The sequence below is a fragment of the Pseudomonas mandelii genome (genome assembly GCF_024138395.1).
In the GTDB taxonomy this organism is placed as follows: Bacteria; Pseudomonadota; Gammaproteobacteria; order Pseudomonadales; family Pseudomonadaceae; genus Aquipseudomonas; species Aquipseudomonas mandelii_E.
This window is the reverse complement of sequence record NZ_JAMYDU010000030.1, coordinates 21,194-37,900: the sequence shown is the minus strand read 5'-3', so window position 1 is coordinate 37,900 and position 16,707 is coordinate 21,194. Positions and strand designations below refer to the sequence as shown.

The 16,707-nt window shown below is 59.4% G+C and carries 14 protein-coding genes; 4 read left to right on the top strand and 10 right to left on the bottom strand.

What is annotated here, in order from left to right; all coding sequences use genetic code 11:
• Position 1: 1 nt before the first annotated feature.
• From pcaF to pcaR, 5 genes are all read right to left on the bottom strand, one after another.
• Positions 2-1,207, bottom strand: a complete 1,206-nt coding sequence (pcaF, locus tag NHU87_RS25815) for a 3-oxoadipyl-CoA thiolase (RefSeq protein ID WP_253553636.1) — start codon at positions 1,205-1,207, stop codon at positions 2-4.
• Positions 1,204-1,983 (bottom strand): CoA-transferase subunit beta, encoded by a 780-nt coding sequence (locus tag NHU87_RS25810; protein WP_008005876.1) that lies wholly within the window; start codon positions 1,981-1,983, stop codon positions 1,204-1,206. The genes pcaF and NHU87_RS25810 overlap by 4 nt, the downstream gene beginning before the upstream one ends.
• A complete protein-coding gene (locus tag NHU87_RS25805; RefSeq protein ID WP_253553615.1) occupies positions 1,983-2,840 on the bottom strand; it encodes a CoA transferase subunit A in 858 nt (285 codons plus the stop codon). Before NHU87_RS25805 ends, NHU87_RS25810 begins: the two co-directional genes overlap by 1 nt.
• 282 nt (positions 2,841-3,122) lie before the next feature.
• On the bottom strand, positions 3,123-4,469 hold the full coding sequence (locus tag NHU87_RS25800; RefSeq protein ID WP_253553613.1) for an MFS transporter: 1,347 nt from the start codon (positions 4,467-4,469) through the stop codon (positions 3,123-3,125).
• Positions 4,470-4,746: 277 nt separating this feature from the next.
• Positions 4,747-5,589, bottom strand: a complete 843-nt coding sequence (gene pcaR / locus NHU87_RS25795; protein ID WP_007903845.1) for a pca regulon transcriptional regulator PcaR — start codon at positions 5,587-5,589, stop codon at positions 4,747-4,749.
• Between the two features lie 668 nt (positions 5,590-6,257).
• Between pcaR and NHU87_RS25790 the strand changes: the two genes are divergently transcribed.
• On the top strand, positions 6,258-6,458 hold the full coding sequence (locus tag NHU87_RS25790; RefSeq protein WP_007903846.1) for a hypothetical protein: 201 nt from the start codon (positions 6,258-6,260) through the stop codon (positions 6,456-6,458).
• A 377-nt stretch (positions 6,459-6,835) separates the two neighbouring features.
• Positions 6,836-8,311, top strand: coding sequence for an inorganic phosphate transporter (locus tag NHU87_RS25785; RefSeq protein WP_253553611.1), 1,476 nt, complete (start codon positions 6,836-6,838; stop codon positions 8,309-8,311).
• Between the two features lie 258 nt (positions 8,312-8,569).
• Here NHU87_RS25785 and ccoM read toward each other — a convergent pair whose 3' ends face one another.
• The 4 genes from ccoM to NHU87_RS25770 all read right to left on the bottom strand — a co-directional run bounded on the left by ccoM (position 8,570) and on the right by NHU87_RS25770 (position 9,600).
• The gene (gene ccoM, locus NHU87_RS28435; RefSeq protein ID WP_007906619.1) at positions 8,570-8,686 is read right to left on the bottom strand and encodes a cytochrome c oxidase subunit CcoM; all 117 of its coding nucleotides are present in this window, start codon (positions 8,684-8,686) and stop codon (positions 8,570-8,572) included.
• Between the two features lie 144 nt (positions 8,687-8,830).
• Positions 8,831-8,992, bottom strand: a complete 162-nt coding sequence (locus tag NHU87_RS25780) for a hypothetical protein (protein WP_007935839.1) — start codon at positions 8,990-8,992, stop codon at positions 8,831-8,833.
• A gap of 106 nt (positions 8,993-9,098) precedes the next feature.
• Positions 9,099-9,440 (bottom strand): hypothetical protein, encoded by a 342-nt coding sequence (locus NHU87_RS25775; RefSeq protein ID WP_052966937.1) that lies wholly within the window; start codon positions 9,438-9,440, stop codon positions 9,099-9,101.
• A 4-nt stretch (positions 9,441-9,444) separates the two neighbouring features.
• Positions 9,445-9,600 carry a hypothetical protein gene (locus NHU87_RS25770; RefSeq protein ID WP_253553608.1) on the bottom strand — a complete coding sequence of 52 codons (156 nt, stop codon included), beginning with the start codon at positions 9,598-9,600 and terminating at the stop codon, positions 9,445-9,447.
• 69 nt (positions 9,601-9,669) lie between these two features.
• On the opposite strand from NHU87_RS25770, the gene rapA reads away from it, so the two are divergent.
• A complete protein-coding gene (gene rapA / locus NHU87_RS25765) occupies positions 9,670-12,516 on the top strand; it encodes an RNA polymerase-associated protein RapA (RefSeq protein WP_253553605.1) in 2,847 nt (948 codons plus the stop codon).
• 183 nt (positions 12,517-12,699) lie between these two features.
• Here rapA and NHU87_RS25760 read toward each other — a convergent pair whose 3' ends face one another.
• Positions 12,700-14,052 carry a spinster family MFS transporter gene (locus tag NHU87_RS25760; RefSeq protein WP_253553602.1) on the bottom strand — a complete coding sequence of 451 codons (1,353 nt, stop codon included), beginning with the start codon at positions 14,050-14,052 and terminating at the stop codon, positions 12,700-12,702.
• 290 nt (positions 14,053-14,342) lie between these two features.
• Between NHU87_RS25760 and NHU87_RS25755 the strand changes: the two genes are divergently transcribed.
• Entirely contained in the window at positions 14,343-16,625 is a 2,283-nt protein-coding gene (locus tag NHU87_RS25755; protein ID WP_301271570.1) for a putative bifunctional diguanylate cyclase/phosphodiesterase, read from the top strand.
• Positions 16,626-16,707 lie beyond the last annotated feature (82 nt).

The window sequence follows — 16,707 nt, the reverse complement described above, 5'->3', positions numbered from 1 at the left end:
GTCAGACCCGTTCGATCGCCAGCGCCAGACCTTGGCCGACACCGACGCACATGGTCGCCAGACCTTTCTTGCCACCGGTTTTTTCCAATTGATGCAGCGCGGTCAATACCAAGCGCGCGCCGCTCATGCCCAACGGATGGCCCAAGGCAATGGCACCACCATTCGGGTTGACCTGGGCCGCGTCATCGGCCAATCCCAGCTCACGCAACACGGCCAAGCCCTGGCTGGCGAAGGCTTCATTGAGTTCGATCACGTCGAAATCGCTGACCGCCAGGCCCAGCCGCTCAGTCAATTTGCGCACCGCCGGCACCGGGCCGATGCCCATCACCCTCGGTGCGACACCGGCACTCGACATGCCCAAAACGCGAGCGCGCGCAGTCAGGCCATGTTTCTTTACCGCGTCGCCAGAGGCCAAAATCAACGCCGCCGCACCGTCGTTCACGCCGGAAGCGTTGCCGGCGGTGACGGTTTTGTCCGGGCCGTTGACTGGTTTGAGTTTGGCCAGGGTTTCCAGTGTTGTGTCAGCGCGGGGATGTTCATCCTGCGTGACCACGCTTTCACCCTTCTTGTGGGCAATCCGCACTTCGACGATCTCTTCGGCGAAAAATCCTGCGGCTTGCGCGGCCGCTGTGCGTTGCTGACTGCGCAGTGCGAAAGCATCCTGATCGGCGCGGGAAATTTGGTAAGCGTCGGCTACGTTATCGGCGGTCTGCGGCATCGCATCCACACCGTATTGAGCTTTCATCAACGGGTTGATGAAACGCCAGCCGATCGTGGTGTCTTCCAGTTTCATGTTGCGTGAGAACGCCGCATCGGCCTTGCCCATCACGAACGGAGCGCGAGACATCGACTCGACGCCGCCGGCAATCGCCAACTCCATCTCGCCACTGGCGATGGCCCGGAACGCAGTGCCGATCGCATCCATGCCCGAAGCGCACAGACGATTGAGGGTAACGCCGGGAATGGTTTCCGGCAGCCCCGCCAGCAGCAACGCCATGCGTGCCACGTTGCGGTTGTCTTCGCCGGCCTGGTTGGCGCAACCGAGGAACACTTCGTCTACCGCGTTCCAGTCCACCGACGGGTTGCGCGCCATCAGCGCTTTGATCGGCACGGCGGCCAGGTCGTCGGCGCGAACCGCCGACAGGCCACCGCCGAAACGGCCGATGGGGGTGCGAATGGCGTCGCAGATATAAACGTCACGCATCAGGCTTCTCCGGGTGCTTGGCCGTGAGCCGCAGCGGTGCGGGCTTCCAGATCGCGCAGTGCGGTCAGCTCGACATCGGTTGGCTCGGCGGTGTTTTCCACCTGATCGGCAAAACGAATCGCCCAACCGGTGGCAGCAATCACTTGCTCGCGAGTCACACCTGGGTGCAGCGCAGTCACCACGAATTCATGAGTATCCGCTTCGGGTTCCATGATGCACAGGTCGGTAATAATGCCGACAGGGCCGGCGCCCGGCAGGCCGAGACGCTTGCGTGAATCCCCGCCCTCGCCATGGCCGACCGAGGTGATGAAGTCGAGCTTGTCGACAAAGGAACGCGCCGACTGCTTGAGGATGATCAGCACGCTCTTGGCGGAACCGGCAATCTCCGGCGCACCACCGGCACCCGGCAGGCGAACTTTCGGTTGATGGTAGTCACCCACCACGGTGGTGTTGATGTTGCCAAAGCGGTCGACTTGCGCGGCGCCAAGAAAACCGACGTCAATGCGTCCGCCCTGCAACCAGTAGCGAAAAATCTCACCGGTCGGGACGACAGTGTCGGCGGTTTCCGCCAGTTCACCGTCACCGATCGACAGCGGCAATACACTCGGCTTGGCACCGATCGGGCCCGATTCGTAGATCAGGACTACATCTGGCGAGGAAGTCAGACGTGCCAGGTTGGCGGCTTTCGACGGCAGGCCGATACCGACGAAGCATACCGAACCGTTTTTCAGACGGCGGGCGGCGGCGACGGTCATCATTTCATTAGTGGTGTAAGTCATTACTTGGCCTCCGAAGCAGCGGCCAGCTTGGCCTGGAACTCGCTGAAGTCAGCGCAACCGAGGATGTATTCGTTGATCCACGCGGTGAACGTTTCACGGTCGCGGGCAATCGGGTCCCAAGCCTGGTAGAAACGGTTGTCGCGTTCGTTGTAGCCGTGAGCGTAGGACGGATGCGCACCACCAGGGACGTGGCAAACCGCGCTCAAGGCCCAGGTCGGCAGAACACAGGAGTTCATCGGTGCATTGAGATCGTCGACGATTTCCTCGACGGTAACGATGCAACGCTTGGCGGCCAGCGCGGCTTCTTTCTGCACGCCGAGAATACCCCAGAGCAGCACATTGCCTTTGCGGTCGGCTTTCTGCGCGTGAATCACGGTAATGTCCGGGCGCACCGATGGCACCGCCGCTAGCACTTCGCCGGTGAACGGGCACGTGACGGTCTTGATCAGCGGGTTGACCTTCGGCAGGTCGGAGCCGGCGTAGGCACGCAGCACCGCGAACGGTAAGCCCGAAGCGCCAGCGACGTAGGCATTGGCCAGGTCGGCGTGGCTGTGTTCTTCGATTTCCAGCGCATGCGGCCACTGCCTTTCGACCGCGTCACGCAGACGGTGCAGCGAGCCCACGCCCGGGTTACCGCCCCAGGAGAAGATCAGCTTGCGAGCACAACCGGCACCGATCAACTGGTCGTAGATCAAGTCGGGCGTCATCCGCACCAGGGTCAGATCTTTCTTGCCCTGACGAATGATTTCGTGACCCGCCGCCGTAGGAATCAGGTGAGTAAAGCCTTCGAGCGCGACGGTATCGCCATCGTTGACGAACTGCTTTATCGCGTCATGCAGCGAAAGGATTTCAGCCATGGGGCAGGCTCCCGTTTTGTTATGGACCGACGGTGGTAGAAAAAGGCGCGAGGTTCAGCGCCGGAATGACTGAAGAGTAAGCCCCTGGACAACGCCAAACAATCCGATAATCGACTGAGTGTTCGTTTATCGAACAGATTGTTGTCTCCCTACCGATCTCCTCTGCCGATCGTTCCCACGCTCCGCGTGGGAATGCCTCAATGGACGCTCTGCGTCCGCTTCTGGGACGCGGAGCGTCCCGGGCTGCATTCCCACGCGGAGCGTGGGAACGATCATGTACCCTCAGGTCGCATCCGCATGACTGACCATGCCCTTGATCACCACCGCCGTGGTTGCCAACGCGGCCGGGATCACCAGCGCCGTCAGCACTTGCTCGAAATTCCAGCCCAGCCCCAGCAACGTTGCGCCCATCCACGCACCGAGGATCGCGCCGAAGCGGCCAATCCCGAGCATCCACGACACACCGGTCGCCCGCCCTTGAGTCGGGTAAAACCGCGCCGCCAGCGACGGCATCGCCGATTGCGCGCCGTTGACGCACATCCCCGCCACCAGCACCAGGGTCGCCAGCAAGGTGATGTTGCCCAGGCTCTGCCCTACCGCGTAGGCAAACACTCCGGCGAACAAGTAGAAAATGCCGATGACCTTGTGCGGATTGAACCGATCCATCGCCCAGCCCACACCCACCGCGCTCAACACCCCACCGAACTGGAACAGCGCACCAATGAACGCTGCCTGCTCCATGCTCGCGCCGCTGTCGCGCATCAGCGTCGGCAGCCAACTGGTCAGCAGGTAAACGATCACCAGGCCCATGAAGTACGTCAGCCACAGCAACAACGTGCCGGTGCTGTAAGTGCCGGAGAAGATCACCGCAAACACATTGCGCGCCTTCACGGTTTTCTGTTCCGGGACGCTGAAGCTCGAAGCCTGAGCCACCACCGTCGGGTCGATCGGCGCCAGGGCCTTGCGCACTTTGTCCGTGCCACGATTGCGCACCACCAGATAGCGCGCCGATTCCGGCAACCAGAACAGCAAGACGACGGCGAGGATCAGCGGCAGAACCCCGCCGATCAGCAGCAGGCTATGCCAACCGAAGGCCGGGATCAGTTTGGCCGAGATAAACCCGCCGCCAGCCATGCCGAGGTTGAAGCCGCAGAACATGCTGGTCACCAGCAAGGATTTCTTGCGCTCCGGGGTGTATTCGGACAACAGCGTGGTGGCGTTCGGCATACCAGCGCCCAAACCCAGACCGGTGAGGAAACGCAGTACCAGCAACTGGTCAACGTTGGTGCTGTACGCCGACGCCAGGCTGAAAGCGCCGAACACCAACACCGCGCCCACCAGTACGACTTTTCGCCCGAATCGGTCAGCCAACGGGCCAGAACCCAAAGCGCCGAAGACCATGCCAATCAACGCCGCGCTCATCACCGGGCCGAGACTGGCGCGATCGATGCCCCAGTCCTGGGACAGTGCCGGCGCGATAAAACCCATGGCCGCAGTGTCGAGGCCATCGAGGAAAACAATCAGGAAACATAGAATCACCACCCGCCATTGGTAGCGCGAAATGGGTTGAGTGTTGATGAAGGACTGCACGTCGAGGCAGTTTCCTACAGCAGACTGAGGCTGGTTCATTATTTTTATTCCACGCAAAGAACGCAGTCGAACAGGTGCCAGCCGGGGCTGACGCTGTCACAAGAAAGGAGGTCGGGATCAGGCGTTCGGTTTCGGCAGCTAAACCGGACAGTCGGGAAACGTGCGCATGACGATGCCTCTTCTCATTATTATTGGGGGGCGTCGTCCGGCGACTGAATGAAGGCCAGCAGTGGCGGATGACGCTGCCGCGACATTAATGAGCCAAGGGAAAGAGCGTCAATTCGATAAACGCGACTCTGTGCGTTTATCGAACAGCTTAGGCAAAGAGTTGCGCGCTCAGGTCACGACTCGCGCTGAGCAGACCGGGCAGGAAACGTTGCTCCAGCTCGCTGCGACTGACCCGGCCGGCGTGGGTGCTGACGTTTAACGCCGCTACGACTTGCCCGGAAGCGTCATACACCGGAACGGCAATCGAGCGCAGGCCCTGCTCCAATTCCTGATCCACGATGCACCAGCCTTGCTGCCTTACCTCTTGCAGGCATTCGAGCAGCGCCTCGGGGGTATGCAAGGTGCGACTGGTTTTGGCTTGCAGCTCTGCATGGTCGAGGTATTCGCGCAGTGACGTGTCGTCCAGCGCAGCGAGGAGAATCCTGCCCATGGACGTGCAATAGGCCGGCAGTCGCCCGCCCACCGAGAGGTCGACGGAAATCAGTCGCTGGGTGGTCGCCGAACGCGCAATGTACAAAATGTCATCGCCCTCCAGCGTGGCCATGTTGCAGGCTTCGTGCAGTTGCTCGCTCATGCGGTCCAGGTACGGCTGGGCAGAAACCGCCAATGGCGTCGACGACAAATAGGCATGGCCCAGGGTCAGTACTTTGGGCAGCAGCGAATAGGTGCGCCCGTCGGTGGTGGCGTAGCCGAGTTTGATCAGTGTATGCAGGCAACGTCGCACAGCGGCGCGGGGAATTTCCGTGCGATGGCTGATCTGCGCAATGGTCAGGTGCCGCTTGCGCTCCTGAAACGCTTGCACCACCGCCAGACCACGGGCCAGGGAGGTCATGAAATCCGGGTCACCGGTCAGGGCCTGGATTCGCTTGGCGGGCGAGGCAACGATCGGCGGTGCCACTGAAGCGAAGGAGTTGCGCATTTGATCGTTCATATCAGGTTGTTTCCCACACGGATCAGCGACTATTACAAGCGGCTCCCGGTCTGACACACAAGCCATCGGCCACCAAGATTGGGCGATTATCGAACCACCAGCCGATAATCGCAATCGTTGGTTGCTTATGGTGAGTCATACTGCTTTCACTCTCATGCAATACGATTGTTATTTTCGGTCACGTTTTAAAGAAGCACGGATGTACTAATTCGTTCGGCTTAATGGCGCCAGAAAGTCACCGCTGTAACTGGCATCCCCGGCACTGTAGTTATCGGTAAAACTTTGCGAGTAACAAAACAATCACACACGAGGAACTACTTTTAACTCTCAAGAGATAGTGTTCTTCGGATCGACCGCTATAATGCATCTCAGTGGCGACCGGTTTTTTACGTGCCGATTCCGCCAACCGGCAGCGCAATATCCATTGCCGCTGTCCGCAGCAAGCGCTTGACGCTCATTTCATATGCTCCGCCAACGCGCTCGCTGAAACAGGAGACTGATGCTACGTCAGCTGTTTTTCTCTGGTGCCGTGGCCGCCTGCAACAAGGACGTATTGATTGCGCCGTGGGAACGATGCCGTGTCAGGCATTGTCCCTTCAACGAGTGCGGTCAATAAATCGATGCAGCGCGTTTCACCAGAATTAATCTCAACTCAATCAGGTAGCACTGTGACGAAAGACGAACTGCGCGCGGAACTTGAGCGCCAGGAACAACGTTACAAGGAAGTTTACGGCGGGGAAGTCACCACCTACGCCGCTCAGCCCGAACCCGAACGCAAACCCTGGCGTAAACGCGCCACCGTTCAGGACCAGGCCTTCTCCCAGGAATTGCAGAAGATGGAAAAGGAACTCAAAGCCGAAGAGCCATGACCGCCTCGGTTTGAATTCTTTCAAGAGCCTGCATCTACACCTGTTAAAAGCGGGTCGTATGGATGATGCTTTTCGTGCCCGCTACAAGCGGGCAGCGGTCTCCTCATCCATTGGATGAGGCAAATGACTCCTGTCTGACCCTCTTCCAAGAAATTTCACACACATGTTCAAGCTTCTCGCTTCGCCGGGAGAAACCCTTGTGGCTACGGCCTTTGCAAGTAAATTCAATGACTTGTAAAACCCCGAAAAAACCTGGGACTTGGGGGATTGCCACAAATTAATTCGTTGAAGAATGTTACCGATGAGCAGCAAGTGCATTGATTAGCAGTCTTTTCTGGCATAATCGCGCCCCCTTACGACCGGGTCAGAAAACCTTCATGATCGATTTATTCAGCGGACTGGATGCTTGGGTGCTTGTGAGCCTCTTGCTCGCCCTGGCCTTTGTCCTCGCCTTCGAGTTCATCAACGGCTTTCATGACACCGCAAACGCGGTGGCCACTGTTATCTACACCAAAGCCATGCCGCCTCATCTGGCGGTGTTCTTTTCCGGTGTGTTCAACTTCCTCGGCGTGCTGCTGGGCGGTGTGGGCGTGGCGTATGCCATCGTCCATTTGCTGCCGGTAGAACTGCTGATCAATGTGAACACCGGTCACGGACTGGCCATGGTGTTCTCGTTGCTCGCCGCCGCCATCACCTGGAACCTGGGCACCTGGTACTTCGGTATCCCCGCCTCCAGCTCCCACACGCTGATCGGTTCGATCCTCGGTGTCGGCCTGGCCAACGCCCTGATCAACGACATTCCGTTGGCCGATGGCGTGAACTGGCAGAAGGCGATCGATATCGGTGCCTCCCTGGTGTTCTCTCCGATGGCTGGCTTCCTGATCGCAGCCCTGGTGTTGATCGGCCTTAAATGGTGGCGTCCGCTGTCCAAGATGCACAAGACACCGGAACAGCGCCGCAAGATCGACGACAAGAAACACCCGCCGTTCTGGAACCGTCTGGTGCTGGTGATTTCGGCGATGGCAGTCAGCTTCGTGCACGGCTCGAACGATGGCCAGAAAGGTATCGGCCTGATCATGCTAGTGCTGATCGGTATCGTGCCGGCGCAGTTCGTTCTCGACCTGAACAGCACCACCTACCAGATCGAACGTACTCGCGATGCGACCCTGCACCTGAGCCAGTTCTACGAGCGTAACCGCGAATCCCTTGGTGAATTCCTGGCACTGGGCAAAAGCGTGAAAGGCGATCTGCCGGAGAAATTCCGTTGCAACCCGCAACAGACCGAACCGACCATCGCAGCGCTGCTCGGCACCCTTAAAGGTGTAGCCGACTACCATTCGCTGCCGTCGGAAAGCCGCATCGAAGTACGTCGTTACCTCCTCTGCCTGGACGACACTGCGAAGAAAGTCGCCAAGCTGCCAGACCTCCCTGCCCGTGAAAAAGCTGACCTGAACAAGCTGCGCAAGGACCTGACCGCCACCACCGAATACGCCCCGTTCTGGGTGATTCTGGCGGTCGCACTGGCGCTGGGCCTGGGTACCATGGTCGGCTGGAAACGCGTGGTACTGACCATCGGCGAGAAAATCGGCAAGCAAGGCATGACTTACGCCCAAGGCATGTCGGCGCAGATCACCACCGCGTGCATGATCGGCGCGGCGAACATCTTCAGCCTGCCGGTTTCCACCACCCACGTTCTGTCTTCAGGCGTGGCCGGCACCATGGTCGCCAACAAAAGCGGCCTGCAAGGCGGCACCGTCAGAACCATCCTGCTGGCCTGGGTCCTGACCCTGCCAGCTACCGTGAGCCTGTCGGCCGGCCTGTTCTGGCTGGCGTCGAAGGCACTGGGTAGCTGATACGCAGCAGCCAAAAAAAGGCGCGTTCCGTGAGGTTCGCGCCTTTTTTGTTGCTGCAATCACACCACTGATCCCTGTGGGAGCGGGCTTGCCCGCGATGACGGCAGCAGATCCGACATTGATGTAACAAACATACCGCTATCGCGGGCAAGCCCGCTCCCACAGTTGACTGCATGTACCCGATAGAAATTCGCAGACAAAAAAAGGGCGACCGAAGTCGCCCAAAATGCCTTGCGTGCTCATTGCTCCAGAAAGACCCTACGGTTTTTTCCGCTTATGCGAATCCTTCCAGATAAAAAATCCAAATCCTGCAAAAAACAGAACCATGAGGCCGACTGTCAGCACTCCGGCGATCACCACGTTGTCGAAAAACATGACTGGCCTCCTGCACTTGCCCTGTTGCGATGGGGCTAAGTTAACCAATCGGGCAGGAGAGAAAATTGACCGGGATCAATGCCGCCCGAGACGGGCGTAAAAGGAAGGGAAATAACTGACCTGCATCAACCGATGCAGGGGGTTTCAACGCTTTTTCGGTTTGTTCTTCGGCTTTTTCTTCGCTTTGCCCAACGGCATCGCCTGCTCGAACGCCTGGCGCACTTCGTTCAGGCGCTTTTCATTAAGGTCATGAACCCGCTTGGCGCGTTCGGAGTTGAGGTCGATCAGCTTGTCATCTTGGCTCATGGCGTTCAGTGCATCGCTTGGAAATGAATTCAACTGCCGGTTAAAGGCGACAGGATTACGCCAATAATGCGGTCTGGCGCGGGCGCTGACCAGCGATCCCGACACTTCAGATTTCAATATCGACCCACAATCCTTGGCGTGGCTGATCCTCCATCAACGGCACCACCGGTACGGTGTTATCGGCATTGAGCTCATTACCGGGAATCGCCAGGTGTTCTTCAGGATCCTCATCGGCCTCACGACGGCGGCGCTCCCGCTCCTGTTGCCGACGCTGCTCCTCGCGCAGCTGCAGGCCTGCCTCCTCCGGATCGCGCTTTTGCAGGTCGATGGTGCTTTCGTTGGAGCTTTCCTGCACCGGTACGACGGGCGGAATGTCCGGGCGCTGGCGGATCGGATCCTGCTGTGACGTGATCGGTACGGCGCTCAAGGGGAGCATCGGTGGCAGCATATTATTAGTCTCCTGTCAGCAGGCTGTCGGCTGCGGCAATGACGACTTGAGCCATCGGTCGCAAACTTGTGATCCGCTTGGCACCGCAAGAGCTGGTGCAGCCTGCGATCTTTTGATCTTCATCTCCCGAAAAGTTCGCATCCACCATCAGCGCACGCATGTAATCCTTTGGCCCTGAAGGCTCATTCCGTTAAGATAGCCCGCTTTTTCAAGGTGGGAGTCAGGCAGCATGGCGCAGCAGTATCAACCGGGGCAACGCTGGATCAGTGACAGCGAAGCCGAGCTGGGTTTGGGCACCGTTCTGGCACAGGACGGCCGCTTGTTGACCGTGCTCTACCCGGCCACTGGCGAGACTCGCCAGTACGCGCTACGGAATGCGCCCCTCACCCGCGTGCGGTTTTCGCCGGGTGACAGCATCACTCACTTCGAAGGCTGGAAACTGACCGTACAGGAAGTCGACGACGTCGATGGCCTGCTGGTCTACCACGGCCTCAATGCGCAGAACGAAGTGGTCACTCTGCCGGAAACCCAACTGTCGAACTTCATTCAGTTCCGTCTGGCCAGCGACCGTTTGTTCGCCGGACAGATCGACCCGCTGGCCTGGTTCTCCCTGCGCTACAACACCCTGGAACACACCAGCCGCCAGTTGCAGTCCTCCCTTTGGGGCTTGGGCGGCGTGCGTGCGCAACCGATCGCGCACCAGTTGCACATCGCCCGTGAAGTCGCCGACCGCATCGCACCGCGGGTTTTGCTGGCCGACGAAGTGGGCCTGGGCAAGACCATCGAAGCCGGTCTGGTGATCCATCGCCAACTGCTCTCGGGCCGCGCCAGTCGCGTGTTGATCCTGGTGCCGGAAAACCTGCAGCACCAATGGCTGGTGGAGATGCGCCGCCGCTTCAACCTGCAAGTTGCGCTGTTCGACGAAGAACGCTTCATCGAAAGCGATGCCGCCAACCCGTTCGAAGACACCCAGCTCGCATTGGTTGCGCTCGAATGGCTGGTGGACGACGAGAAGGCCCAGGACGCACTGTTCGCCGCCGGCTGGGATTTGCTGGTGGTCGACGAAGCGCACCACCTGGTGTGGCACGAAGACCAGGTCAGCCCTCAGTACGCACTCGTGGAGCAACTGGCCGAAGTCATTCCCGGCGTCTTGCTGCTGACCGCGACCCCGGAACAACTGGGTCAGGACAGCCACTTCGCGCGTCTGCGCCTGCTCGACCCGAACCGTTTCCATGACCTGCACGCCTTCCGCGCCGAGAGCGAAAACTATCGCCCGGTGGCCGAAGCCGTTCAGGAGCTGCTGGACAAAGGGCGTCTGTCGCCTGAAGCGCACAAGACCATCCACGGATTCCTCGGCAACGAAGGCGAAGCGCTACTGAGCGCCGTCAACGATGGCGATATCGAAGCCAGCGCCCGTCTGGTCCGCGAACTGCTGGACCGTCACGGCACCGGCCGCGTGCTGTTCCGTAATACGCGCGCTGCCGTGCAGGGTTTCCCGGAGCGCAAACTGCACCCGTACCCGCTGCCGTGCCCGGCCGAATACCTCGAACTGCCGTTGGGCGATCACGCCGAGCTGTACCCGGAAGTCAGCTTCCAGGCCCAGCCGGACGCCAATGAAGAAGAGCGCTGGTGGAAATTCGACCCACGCGTCGAGTGGCTGATCGATCAGCTGAAAATGCTCAAACGCACTAAAGTGCTGGTGATCTGCGCCCACGCCGAAACCGCCATGGACCTGGAAGACGCCCTGCGCGTGCGCTCCGGCATTCCGGCCACGGTCTTCCACGAGGGCATGAACATCCTCGAGCGCGACCGTGCCGCTGCCTACTTCGCCGACGAAGAATTTGGTGCGCAGGTGCTGATCTGCTCGGAAATTGGCAGTGAAGGTCGCAACTTCCAGTTCTCGCACCATCTGGTGCTATTCGATCTGCCGTCGCACCCGGACCTGCTGGAGCAGCGTATCGGTCGTCTCGACCGGATCGGTCAAAAGCACATTATTGAACTGCACGTGCCGTACCTGGAAACCAGCCCGCAAGAACGGCTGTACCAGTGGTACCACGAAGCACTGAACGCGTTTCTCAACACCTGCCCGACCGGCAACGCCTTGCAGCATCAGTTCGGCCCGCGCCTGCTGCCGCTGCTGGAAACCGCCGATGACGGCGAGTGGCAAGCGCTGATCGACGAAGCCCGCACTGAACGTGAGCGTCTGGAAGCCGAACTGCACACCGGTCGCGACCGCTTGCTGGAGCTCAATTCCGGCGGTGCTGGCGAAGGTGATGCGCTGGTCGAAGACATCCTCGAACAAGACGATCAATTCGCCCTGCCGATCTACATGGAAACCCTGTTTGACGCCTTCGGCATCGACAGCGAAGACCATTCGGAAAACGCGCTGATCCTCAAGCCAAGCGAAAAAATGCTCGACGCCAGCTTCCCGCTGGGCGACGACGAAGGCGTGACCATCACCTACGACCGTAATCAGGCGCTGTCTCGCGAAGACATGCAGTTCATCACCTGGGAACATCCGATGGTTCAGGGCGGCATGGACCTGGTCCTGTCCGGCTCGATGGGCAACACCGCCGTGGCGCTGATCAAGAACAAGGCGCTGAAACCGGGCACCGTGTTGCTGGAACTGCTCTACGTCAGCGAAGTGGTTGCCCCGCGCTCGCTGCAACTGGGCCGTTACCTGCCGCCGGCCGCCTTGCGCTGCCTGCTCGACGCCAACGGCAACGACCTGTCGACCCGGGTGTCGTTCGAAACCCTGAACGATCAACTGGAAAGCGTACCCCGCGCCAGCGCCAACAAGTTCATCCAGGCCCAGCGCGATCAGCTGACGCCACGGATCAACGCCGGCGAAGAGAAAATCACCCCGCGTCACGCCGAGCGCGTGGCCGAGGCGCAACGTCGCCTGGCGGCGGATACTGACGAAGAACTGGCACGCCTGACCGCGTTGCAAGCGGTCAACCCGACCGTGCGCGACAGCGAACTGGTTGCGTTGCGTAAACAGCGTGAGCAAGGTCTGGCCATGCTCGACAAGGCTGCGCTGCGACTGGAAGCGATTCGGGTGTTGGTGGCGGGTTAATCTCCCCTGCTCCACCGAAAAAAGAAGGCCCGCAGCGATGCGGGCCTTTTGTTTTCTGAAGATCTATGGTGACACAACAGACGCCAAGATCGCAGCCTTCGGCAGCTCCTACAGGGGTTGCATGTATCCAACGAGGTCGGCGTGGACCATGTAGGAGCTGCCGAAGGCTGCGATCTTTTGATCTTAAACCGCGGGCGCTGCTGCAACACCAGGCTCAGCCACCGCCACCAACCCTTCCTTCATCCGCTTGGCATCCCTCACAAAACACCGCGATGCCAAAAACAGAAACACCATGGTAAAGAACAACGCCACCGGAATCAGGTACATCGCGTCATGCAAACCGACAGCCTTGAACGCTTCTGTCATCTGCTCAGCGCCGGCCGAAAGCATCGCCGTGTGCGCGAAGTGATCCGACAAACCGCCCACTACCACCGGCCCCAAGCCACCGCCGAGTAAATACAACCCGGCAAAGAACAACGCCATCGCCGTGGCCCGCAGGCGCGGTTCGACCACGTCCTGGATCGCCGTGTACACACAGGTATAGAAGTTGTAGGCGAACAACCAACCCAAGCTGAACACCGCAACAAATACCCCGATCTCGATCCGTCCAGCGTGCAGCGCCCAGGCGGTGCACACGGTCGAAATGATCAGGCTGAACGCTGCAAACAGCAGCCGCCCATTGGCCACGCGCTGGTGAATCTTGTCGGCGACCCAGCCGCCGAGCGTCAGGCCGAACAGCCCGGTCACCCCGACAATAACCCCGGTCGCCACCGCTGCATCCTGCAATGGCATCAGGAAATAACGCTGCAGCATCGGCACCATAAACGAGTTGCAGGCATAGGTGGCGAAGTTGAAGCACAGCCCCGCCATTACTAGCCACAGGAAAGTCGGCACCGCCAGCACTCGACGGATCGGCCGGTCCACGCGCTCCTGAGACACTTGCACGCTTTCCGCCGCGCCGCGTTTCGGCTCTTTGATGAAGAACATGAACACTGCGAGGATCAGCCCCGGCACCGCCGCGATGAAGAACGGCGCGCGCCAGCTGTCGAACGTTTTGACCATCCAGCCGATGGTGAAGAACGCCAGCAACAGGCCCAACGGCAAACCGAGCATGAAAATGCCCATGGCCCGCGCCCGACGATGAGCCGGGAACAAATCGCCGATCAGCGAGTTGGCGGCCGGTGCATAACTGGCTTCACCGATGCCGATGCCCATGCGCACGATCAGGAAGCTCCAGAAACTGCCCACCAGCCCGTTGACCGCGGTCAGCCCGCTCCATGTCGCCAAGCCCCAGCCCATCAATTTGCTGCGCGAACCGGTATCGGCCAATCGCCCCAGAGGCAGGCCGGCAATGGCGTAAACGATGGTGAATGCAGTCCCGATGATCCCCAGTTGAAAATCACTGAGGTGCCATTCCATGCGGATCGGCTCGATGATGATCGCCGGGATGGTGCGGTCGAAGAAATTGAACAGGTTGGCCAGGAACAGCAGGAACAGAATGCGCCAGGCATTCGCCGCTTGGGTCGAGTTCTGCATGGGTCCGTCTCTTTATTGTTATTGGGGCTTCACTGCCAACGCATTCGAGCCCGGAACCGTCAATCTAGTCAGGCCCGCCAGCGCTGTCTGTAATTATTCGTAAAGCTGATACCCATCCATGGCCATCGCCACCCATGCGGGTCAGGTAACTTATTTCCAATCGTTCTAAAAGCCATTCCAAAAACATTGGCATTAATATGCCACCACCCCTTGCGCTCCATGCAAGGCCTCTATACTGCAAGCATTCGCCAGCGAACATGGCGCAGGATGATTCAGAGATGGGACATGCTATGGAGTGGCTTGGTTTGCATTTCATGACCGGGCTACCAGAGGGCGGGCAGGTCATACTCGATTGCACGCATAACCCTTTTCTGGTGTTGCTGGCCTATCTGGTGGCATGCGCGGCCGGCTTCGCCACGCTGGACATGACCGAACGGGTCGGCCATGTGGAAAAATCCGCCTCCCAACGACTCTGGCGCTGGGTCGGTGCCGGGTGTCTGGCGGGCGGTATCTGGGCCATGCATTTCATCAGCATGCTGGCGTTCCAGGCGCCGATCGAAATCCAGTACCACTTGCCCACTACCCTGCTCTCGCTGTTGTTCGCCCTGATCGCCTCATGGCTGGCCATGCACACCCTCAGCCATCCTCAGTTGAATTTCTGGCAATACCTGCGAGCCGCAGTGTGGATCGGCCTGGGCATCGCAACCATGCATTACATGGGGATGGCCGCCTTGCGATCGAATGCGATGGCCTATTACCACCCCGTGCTTTTTGTGCTTTCCATTGTGATCGCCATCGGTGCCAGCCTGGCCGCCCTGTTGATTTCCAGCCACCTGCGCGATGGCGCCGGCCTGTTTCATCAATTGCTCAAATACACCGCCAGCCTGGTGCTCGGAGCCGGCATCGTGAGCATGCATTTCACCGGCATGGCGGCGTTCAGCCTGGTGCTGCCCGCTGGCAGCCTTGAGCCCTTGCCCAGTGACAACAATCACCTGCAACTGGGGCTGACGGTCGCGGTCATGACGCTGCTGATCATCGGCAGCGGCATCAGCGCGGCATGGGCGGACAAGAAGCTGCAACACAAAGAACATGACCTGCAGCGGGTCAACGCCCTGCTCAGTCAACTGGATCAGGCACGCATGTCGCTGCAACAGGTGGCGCATTACGACCCCTTGACCAACCTGATCAACCGACGAGGCTTCAACCAGATCTTCGCCGAAAAACTCATCGAGAAAACCAACGAAGGCGGCATGCTGGCGGTGATGTTCCTCGACATCGACCATTTCAAGCGGATCAATGACAGCCTCGGCCACGACGCCGGCGACGAATTGCTTAAAGTGCTGGCCAGCCACATCAAGGCCGCGGTGCGCAGCCATGAAGACGTGGTGGCGCGCTTCGGAGGCGACGAATTCTGCATCCTCATCACCCTGTACGACCGTGAAGAAGCTCGGCAAATGGCCCAGCGCATCATGCTGAAAATGAAGGAACCCATCGAGTTGTCCGGACGGCGCATGGTCATGACCACCAGCATTGGCATCAGCCTGTTTCCGGAAGACGGCAAGACCAGTGAAGAACTGCTGAAAAATGCCGACCTGGCGCTGTACCAATCCAAGGATTGCGGTCGTAACGCCTTGCATTTTTTCAGTTCAAACCTGAAAACCCGCGCCACCCTGGAGTTGCAGCTCGAAGAAGAACTGCGTCACGCCCTGCGCGAAAACACCGGGTTGATGCTGTATTACCAACCGATTTATGACCTGAGAACCGGCCAGGTCACCAAACTTGAAGCGCTGATTCGCTGGCAACACCCGGTTCACGGATTGCTCACGCCGGATCGTTTCATCGCCATTGCCGAAGCCAACGGCCTGATTGCCGAGCTGGACCATTGGGTGTTGCGCAAGGCCTGCGAGGACTTGAGCGAGCTGTCCCACCACGATTGCGCAGAACTCAAAATCGCGGTGAATTGCTCGCCCCTGAACCTGGCGCGAGAAGAACTGGCCAATGAAATCGAACACGCCTTGCACGCCTTCGGGGTGGCACCACACCGGCTAGAGCTGGAAGTGACCGAGAATGCGCTGATGGGCAATATCACCAATACCCTGGTGTTGCTGCGGCAGATTCGCGCCCTTGGGGTCTCGTTGTCGATCGATGACTTCGGCACCGGTTATTCATCCCTGGCCTATCTCAGGCGCCTGCCATTGAACACACTGAAGATCGACCGCTCGTTCATTCAGGACATTCCCAAGGCGACTCAGGACATGGAAATCGTCCAGGCCATTATCGTCATGGCCCATACCCTGCATTTGCAGGTAGTCACCGAAGGCGTCGAAACCTTCGAGCAATACGACTTTCTCGCACGCCATGGCTGCGATTTCGTTCAGGGTTACCTGCTCAGCCGTCCGGTGCCGCTGGCCGAGTTGCGCCCGGTGCTGGCGGAAATCAATCAGCGCAAGCACATGCACACCGTCAATCCTTTGAGCCTGGCTCGCGGTACAACGGCACTAGCGTCGACGGATCCTTTTCCAGGAACCCCAAGCCCCCATGGAGGCGCATCAGTTGTGCGGCCAATCCGCTGATCAGTGTGGCCGAGTGGGAAAATTTCATGGCGGTCAGCACAACAGCAGTGTCGGCTAGCCGATTCCGGTGAACCCCAGCGCT